This window comes from Actinomycetota bacterium (genome assembly GCA_035759705.1).
Taxonomy (GTDB): Bacteria; Actinomycetota; CADDZG01; order JAHWKV01; family JAHWKV01; genus JAJCYE01.
The window spans coordinates 1-6,497 of record DASTUJ010000012.1 but is presented as its reverse complement, the minus strand read 5'-3'; the positions used below and the strand labels follow the sequence as shown (position 1 = coordinate 6,497).

Sequence of the window (6,497 nt, the reverse complement as noted above, 5' to 3'; positions counted from 1 at the left end):
CTGGGTCGGCCAGGCCGACGCCGTGACCAAGAAGGACCTCATGGGGCGGGCCCACGCCTTCTTGTTCCCGATCCGCTGGTCCGAGCCGTTCGGCATTGTGATGGTCGAAGCCATGGCGTGCGGAACGCCGGTCGTCGCCCTTCGGGGCGGGGCGGTAGACGAGGTGGTCCATCACGGGATGACCGGCTTCGTCACCGACGATCCGGCGGAGCTGCCGGAGCTGATCGACCGGGCCGGCGACATCGACCCGGCCGCCTGCCGGGCTCACGCTCTGCACAACTTCGACGTGAGCAAGATGGTCGAGGGCTACGAGAAGGCGTTCCTGGAGACGCTCCAGCGCCGCTCGGGACTGACCAAACACATCGAGCTGCGCAGGCGCGAAGAGCTAAGCGCCTAGGCCGGGCTTCTCCTGGTCCCGATGGAACTTCGTCGGGTCCCGGGGCAGGCCGTCGAAGCCGCGCCATAAGAAGGCCAGCAGGTGGTCGACGATCCTCTCCCGGTCGGGGGTCTTGCCTTCGGCCAGCCACCACGAGGTGACCGACTCGACGCCGCCCAGCATTGCGTGGGCGTAGAGAGGGGCCCCCTCGGCGTGGAGGCCGGCCCCCTTCATCACGTCGGCGATGGCGGTGCTGAGTCCCCGGGCGATCGACTCCCTCACCTCGTGGAGGCGGTCCCCCACCCCCGGGTCGAGCTCGGGTGACGAGTGGACCAGCAAGTGGAAGCCCGCGGTGTTCTCCTCGGCGAAGATCAGGTACGCCCTCAGCCCGTACTGCAGCCGCTTGCGGGGGTCGCTCGACGATCCCATCGCTTCCCAGAGGGAACGCAGTAAAGTATTTATGTGGGCGTCGAGGACGGCCATGAAGATCTCGGCTTTTCCGCCGGGGAAGTGCCGGTACAGCATGGGTTTGGTCACCCCCGCCTTGCGCGCGAGTGCCTCAACTTCGGTCTTGCGGTAGCCCTCGGTGCCGAACAGGTCGGCGGCCGCGGCCAGCAGGCGCCGGCGGCGCTCTTCCTTGGAAACTCGCCTTTTTGGCTCGGCCAAAGTTACCTCAGGTAACTCGTAACGTTTCGCACTCTCACGTGTCTTTCTCTATGTGAGCGAAAAATCCCCTAAGGCGGTAGCCCGCCTACGTCGTCCCCAGCTTGCCTGGAAAGATGCAGCGTTCAAGGAAGTTTACTCCAGGTACGTAAAGCCGGTTCATGCTTACGTTCTGAAAAGGGTGCGCAACCATCACGACGCCGAGGACCTCACCGCTCAGGTCTTCTCCCAGGCTCTCAAGCACATGGCGCCCCGCGAGCCCGGAGAGCCCGAAATAGCTGCGTGGCTGTTCACCTCCGCCCGCAATGCCAGCGCCAACCACAGCCGCAAATTTGTGGCCACCGTCTCCATCGAGGAGATCGACGAGCCCGCCTCTGAGAGCATCGAGGACTCCGACCTCAGCAAGGCCCTGGTCGACGAGGAGCAGATCGCCCAGCTGTTGAGCGCAGTGCGCAAGCTTCCTGCCGAGCAGCGCCACGCCATGATCCTTCGATTTGTAGAAGAGCTTCCCCACGCAGAGATCGCCCAGGCGCTCGGCCGCACCGAGGGCTCCGCCCGGGTGCTGGTCCACCGGACACTGGCCACGCTCAAAAAGGAAGTCTCTTGATCGCCTGGATGTTTCCCGGACAGGGATCGCAGAAGGCCGGCATGGGCCTGGACATCGCAGGCGCCCCCGAGCTGTTCAAAGCCAGCCGCAGTGTGGTCAGCCGTGACCTCGAGCGGCTGTGCACGACCGACCCAGACCCCTCCTGGGCCCCGGATGTCCTGCAGCCCGCCCTGTTTGTCACCGAGGTGGCCATCGGCCGCAAGATGCAGGCTCTGGGCCTGGAGCCCGGCGCAGTCGTCGGCCACAGCCTTGGCGAGTTCCCGGCGCTGGTCATCGCCGGGGCCCTGGATTTCGACGAAGCACTTCGCCTGGTCGCTCTGCGCGGCAAGGCAATGGCGGATGCCGGGCGCCGCAACGAGGGCGGCATGGCGGCGGTAATCGGCCTGGACCCCGAGAAGATCGGCGAGATCTGCGCCGCCGAGGGCGACGTCTGGGTCTCCAACTACAACTCACCGAAGCAGACCGTGATCTCCGGCAAGGACCGAGGACTGGCCGAAGCGGCAAAAAAGTGCATGGAAGCCGGCGCAATGCGGGTAATAAGAATAAAGGTGCCCGTCGCCGCCCACTGCCCGCTCATGCAGCCGGCCCGCGACACGTTTGAAGCGGCCCTCGCGGAGGTCACCATGGTGCAGCCCGCATGCCCGGTGTATTGCGACGCCGACGGCAACGCCCACACCGAGCCGGACGAGATCAAGTCGCTGCTGGTCGAGGCGATCACCGCCCCGGTCCGCTTCACCGATGCGGTGCGCCGCATGCGGGACGACGGTTTTACGACATTCATCGAGACGGGCCCTGGAAAGGTGCTCCGCGGTCTGGTTCGCCAGATCGACGACGCCGCAGAGCTGGAAGGCGTGTCCAACGACGAAGAAGCAACATCACTAATAACGAGGGGGAACATCATCAACTATCAAACCGAGCCGGCAGGAGTGTCCTCATGATTGCCTGGTCCGACACAGTTTCCGACTCAGCGCCCGGTGAGGCTCTGGTGCTTGAAGAACGTCTGGTACTCGCACCGTGCAGCGGGCGATTCTGCCCCGCTCCCGCCAAACCTTTTACCTCTGAGGGTGAGTACGTAATGGAGGGGCAGGTCGTAGGAAGCGTTACGTCCTCCAACGGCCAGGAAGTTCCGGTCCGTTCGTCGTTCGCCGGTTGGATGATGGGGTACATGCTTCCCCACGGTGCTCCCGTCCAAGGCTCCGAGCCGGTCCTCTGGCTGCGCCGGACCTAGCGCCCAACTCCTGAACCTAATGCGAGTAGCCATAACGGGCCTGGGCAAGGCCGTGCCGACGCGGGTGGTGACCAACGAGGAGATCGCTCCTCAGGTCGGCGTCTCCACCGACTGGATAGTGACCCGCTCGGGCATCCTCGAGCGCCGGTACGCCGGGCCGGAGGAGTCGACGTCGAGCATGGCCACCACCGCCGCGCTGCAGGCCCTTGCAGTAGCCCGGCTGGACCCCGAAAACCTGTCGATGGTGATCTGCGCCACCTGCACCCCCGACTACATCCTTCCGGGGACGGCCAGCATCATCCAGGACAACATCGGAGCAACCAGGGCCGGCGCCTTCGACTTGAACGCCGCCTGCTCGGGCTTCGTCTACGCCCTCTCCATCGGCGCCTCCCTCATCGGGACCGGCGCCGCCACCAGCGTCCTGGTCATCGGCGCCGACCTTTTGAGCCGGCACCTGGACTTCACCGACGCCATGACCGCTCCCCTTTTCGGCGACGCCGCAGCGGCAGTCGTCCTGGAGGCCGACGAGAACGCCGACCCGATCCAGTTCGAGATGGGTTCCGACGGCTCCGGGCTCCAGCAGGTCCTCGTCCCGGGTGGAGGCAGCAAGCTCCCCGCCGACGGGAACCGCTTCGACCCCGCCTGCCTGAACATCAAGATGCAGGGCCGGGAAGTCTTCCGCAACGCCGTCCGAGTGATGAGCGAGCTCGGCGCCCGGTTCGGCAAGGACGGCTTCGAGCTGATGGTGGCCCACCAGGCCAACCGCCGGATCCTCGACGAGTGCGCGGTGCAGATCGGCGTCGACCGGAGCAAGGTCTACCAGAACATCGAGCGCTACGGGAACACCTCGGCCGCCTCCATACCGCTTGCCCTGTGCGACGCCTGGTCCGAAGGAAGGCTGACCCCCGGCGACCGCCTGCTGATGGTTGCCTTCGGCGCCGGCTACACCTGGGGCGCCGCCAAGATGAACTGGACTCTGCCGACCCCCGAGGAGGTGGCCTCGAAGCTGGCGCCGGCCTCGTCGCTGGAGCCGACGCCGGCGTGAGTGAGGACGGCGCTTTAGACGGCAGGGTCGCGCTCGTCACCGGCGCCGGAAGCGGCATCGGGAGGGCCTCGGCAGTTGCCCTGGCCGCCGAAGGGGTCCGGGTTGCGGTCGGCTACCGGGGCAACAAGGACGGCGCCCTGGAGACGGTGGCCCTGTGCGAAGGAGCGATGGAGTTCAACATCGACGTCTCCAGCACCGAGAGCGTCGCCGGAGCGTTCGAGGAGATCGAGCAGGCTCTGGGCCCGGTCGAGATCCTGGTCAACAACGGCGGCATCACCCGGGACGGCCTGCTGATGCGAATGAGCGAGGCGGCCTGGGACGAGGTCATCGACGTCAACCTGAAGGGCGCCTTCCGCTGCACCAAGCGTGCGCTCCCCGGCATGCTCAAGGGCCGCTGGGGCCGGGTCATCAACATGGGGTCGGTGGTCGGCACCACCGGCAACCCGGGTCAGGCGAACTACGCCGCCGCCAAGGCGGGGCTGGTCGGGTTTTCGAAGGCGCTGTCGCTCGAGGTGGCGTCGAAGGGCATCACGGTCAACGTCGTGGCCCCCGGGCTGGTGGAGACCGACTTCATCGCCAGGCTGCCCCAGGCGGCACGGGACGCACTGATGAGCAAGGTTCCGATGGGCAGGGCGGCGTCCGCCGACGAGGCCGCCGAAGCCGTGCGCTTCTGCGCCCGGGCCGGCTACCTGACCGGGCAGGTCATAGGCATCAACGGCGGCATCGTCTGAGCCTGCCGGTTAGATTTACTTCAAATAACTAAGGAGAGTTGAAATGGCCAACAGAGACGAAGTAGTCACCGCACTGAAGGAAACACTGGTCGAGCGGCTGAAGGTCGACGCATCCACCATCACCGAGGAAGCCAACCTGTTCGAGGACCTGGGCCTGGACTCAATCGACCTGATGACCGTCGTAATGGCGGTCGAGGAGAAGTTCTCCATCGAGGTCTCCGACGAGGAGCTCGAAGACGTAACGACTTTGGGCCAGGCGGCCGACCTGTTGAGTGCCAAGGTAGGTACCAATGCCTAACAAGCGCCGCATAGCGGTAACCGGCATCGGGCCGGTTACCCCCGTGGGTATCGGCATCGATCCCTTCTGGGAGTCGATTCGTGCGGGACGCTCCGGCGCAGGGCACGTCACCTCTTTCGACACCACCGGCTACGCCGTCAACATCTGCGCCGAGGTCTCCGACTTCAACATCACCGACTTCATCGAGCCCCGGCGCTCCCGCCGCATGGAGCGGTTCACGCAGTTTGCCTACGCCGCCTCCAAGATGGCGCTCGAGCACGCAAAGCTCGACCCCAACGACCCCGACCCCTCCCGGGTCGGCGTGGTCATCGGCTCGGGGGTCGGCGGCCTCCGGCTCATCGAGGAAGACACGATGAACCTGAACACCAAGGGCCCGCGCTCGGTGGCGCCGGACCTCATCGCCCGCATGATGGCAAACTCCGCCTCCGGAGCCGTGGCCATCGAGTTCGGTTTCCAGGGCCCCAACGAGGCGACCGTCACCGCCTGCGCCGCCAGCGGCAACGCCATGGCCCGGGCAATCGACCACATCCGCAACGGGCACGCCGACGTCGTGGTGACCGGCGGGACCGAGACCCCCATCACCCCCCTGGGTCTGGCCGCATTCTGCGCCGCCCGGGCACTCTCCAAGCGCAACGACGACCCGGAGCACGCGTCCCGGCCGTTCGACAAGAACCGCGACGGTTTCCTGCTCGCCGAAGGGTCGACGGTCATGGTCTTCGAGGCCTGGGACACCGCCGTCGCACGGGGCGCAACCATCCTCGCCGAGGTCCTGGGCTACGGCCTGTCGGCCGACGCCCACCACCTGGTGATGCCCCAGCCCGAGGGCATCGGCGCCGCCAACTGCATGACGATGGCCCTGCAGGACGCCGAGCTGACCCCGGCCGACATCGGCCTGATCTCGGCCCACGGCACCGCTACCAGCCTCGGCGACGCAGCCGAGACCAAGGCGATCCACAAGGTCTTCGGCAACTCACCTCCCCCGACCTCGTCGACCAAGTCGATGACCGGCCACCTGCTGGGCGCCGCCGGCTCAACTGCGGCGGCGGCGACGGTCATGGGCCTTATCGACCAGATCCTGCCTCCGACCACCAACTACGAGACCCCGGACCCGGCGTGCGACCTGGACGTCGTCCCGAACGAAGCCCGGCCGGCCAAGTTCGATGCGGCGATCATGAACACCTTCGGCTTCGGCGGCCACAACGCCTCGATAGTCTTCGGCCGCACTTAGCAGCAACCTGGAAGGCTGGGCCGATGATCAGACTGGGCATCGACATAGTCGACATCGCGCGCCTGGCCGACCGGATGCAGACCTGGCCGAAGCTCGCCGACCGGATGTTCACCAAGGCCGAGCAGGAGTACTGCCTCAGCCGTCCGCATCCTGCACAGCACTTCGCCGCTCGGGCGGCGGCCAAAGAGGCAACCTTCAACGCCCTCGGCGAGGGCTGGCCGTTGGTCAGCTGGGTCGACGTGGAGGTGGTGTCGGGCGCAGATCGCGGCCGCCCGACGCTGGTGCTGACCGGCCACGCCGCCGAGCTGGCCGGGTCCAGCA

At 66.6% G+C, this 6,497-nt stretch carries 10 protein-coding genes; 9 read left to right on the top strand and 1 reads right to left on the bottom strand.

What is annotated here, in order from left to right; translation table 11 throughout:
* Positions 1–397, top strand: a 397-nt coding sequence (locus VFV09_00630) for a glycosyltransferase (GenBank protein HEU4866206.1), incomplete at its 5' end; no start/stop codon positions are given.
* Here the strand turns inward: VFV09_00630 and VFV09_00625 are convergent.
* Positions 386–1,042, bottom strand: coding sequence for a TetR/AcrR family transcriptional regulator (locus VFV09_00625; GenBank protein HEU4866205.1), 657 nt, complete (start codon positions 1,040–1,042; stop codon positions 386–388). The genes VFV09_00630 and VFV09_00625 overlap by 12 nt on opposite strands.
* 52 nt (positions 1,043–1,094) lie before the next feature.
* On the opposite strand from VFV09_00625, the gene VFV09_00620 reads away from it, so the two are divergent.
* The 8 genes from VFV09_00620 to VFV09_00585 form a co-directional block, all read left to right on the top strand.
* Entirely contained in the window at positions 1,095–1,646 is a 552-nt protein-coding gene (locus tag VFV09_00620) for a sigma-70 family RNA polymerase sigma factor (GenBank protein ID HEU4866204.1), read from the top strand.
* Positions 1,643–2,584: an ACP S-malonyltransferase gene (fabD, locus tag VFV09_00615; GenBank protein HEU4866203.1), complete on the top strand. Its 942-nt coding sequence runs from the start codon at positions 1,643–1,645 to the stop codon at positions 2,582–2,584. Before VFV09_00620 ends, fabD begins: the two co-directional genes overlap by 4 nt.
* Positions 2,581–2,874 carry a hypothetical protein gene (locus VFV09_00610; protein HEU4866202.1) on the top strand — a complete coding sequence of 98 codons (294 nt, stop codon included), beginning with the start codon at positions 2,581–2,583 and terminating at the stop codon, positions 2,872–2,874. Before fabD ends, VFV09_00610 begins: the two co-directional genes overlap by 4 nt.
* A 19-nt stretch (positions 2,875–2,893) precedes the next feature.
* Positions 2,894–3,919: a beta-ketoacyl-ACP synthase III gene (locus VFV09_00605; GenBank protein HEU4866201.1), complete on the top strand. Its 1,026-nt coding sequence runs from the start codon at positions 2,894–2,896 to the stop codon at positions 3,917–3,919.
* Positions 3,916–4,650, top strand: a complete 735-nt coding sequence (gene fabG, locus VFV09_00600) for a 3-oxoacyl-ACP reductase FabG (protein HEU4866200.1) — start codon at positions 3,916–3,918, stop codon at positions 4,648–4,650. Before VFV09_00605 ends, fabG begins: the two co-directional genes overlap by 4 nt.
* Positions 4,651–4,693: 43 nt before the next feature.
* Positions 4,694–4,948, top strand: a complete 255-nt coding sequence (locus tag VFV09_00595; GenBank protein HEU4866199.1) for an acyl carrier protein — start codon at positions 4,694–4,696, stop codon at positions 4,946–4,948.
* Positions 4,941–6,176: a beta-ketoacyl-ACP synthase II gene (fabF, locus tag VFV09_00590; protein ID HEU4866198.1), complete on the top strand. Its 1,236-nt coding sequence runs from the start codon at positions 4,941–4,943 to the stop codon at positions 6,174–6,176. Before VFV09_00595 ends, fabF begins: the two co-directional genes overlap by 8 nt.
* A gap of 23 nt (positions 6,177–6,199) precedes the next feature.
* On the top strand, positions 6,200–6,497 hold a 298-nt coding region (locus VFV09_00585), incomplete at its 3' end, for a 4'-phosphopantetheinyl transferase superfamily protein (GenBank protein ID HEU4866197.1).

What these genes read in the sequence shown, in the direction of transcription:
- VFV09_00610 (HEU4866202.1), top strand. Translation starts at nt 2,581, where the DNA reads ATGATTGCCTGGTCCGACACAGTTTCCGACTCAGCGCCCGGTGAGGCT.
- VFV09_00605 (HEU4866201.1), top strand. Translation starts at nt 2,894, where the DNA reads ATGCGAGTAGCCATAACGGGCCTGGGCAAGGCCGTGCCGACGCGGGTG.
- VFV09_00595 (HEU4866199.1), top strand. Translation starts at nt 4,694, where the DNA reads ATGGCCAACAGAGACGAAGTAGTCACCGCACTGAAGGAAACACTGGTC.
- fabF (HEU4866198.1), top strand. Translation starts at nt 4,941, where the DNA reads ATGCCTAACAAGCGCCGCATAGCGGTAACCGGCATCGGGCCGGTTACC.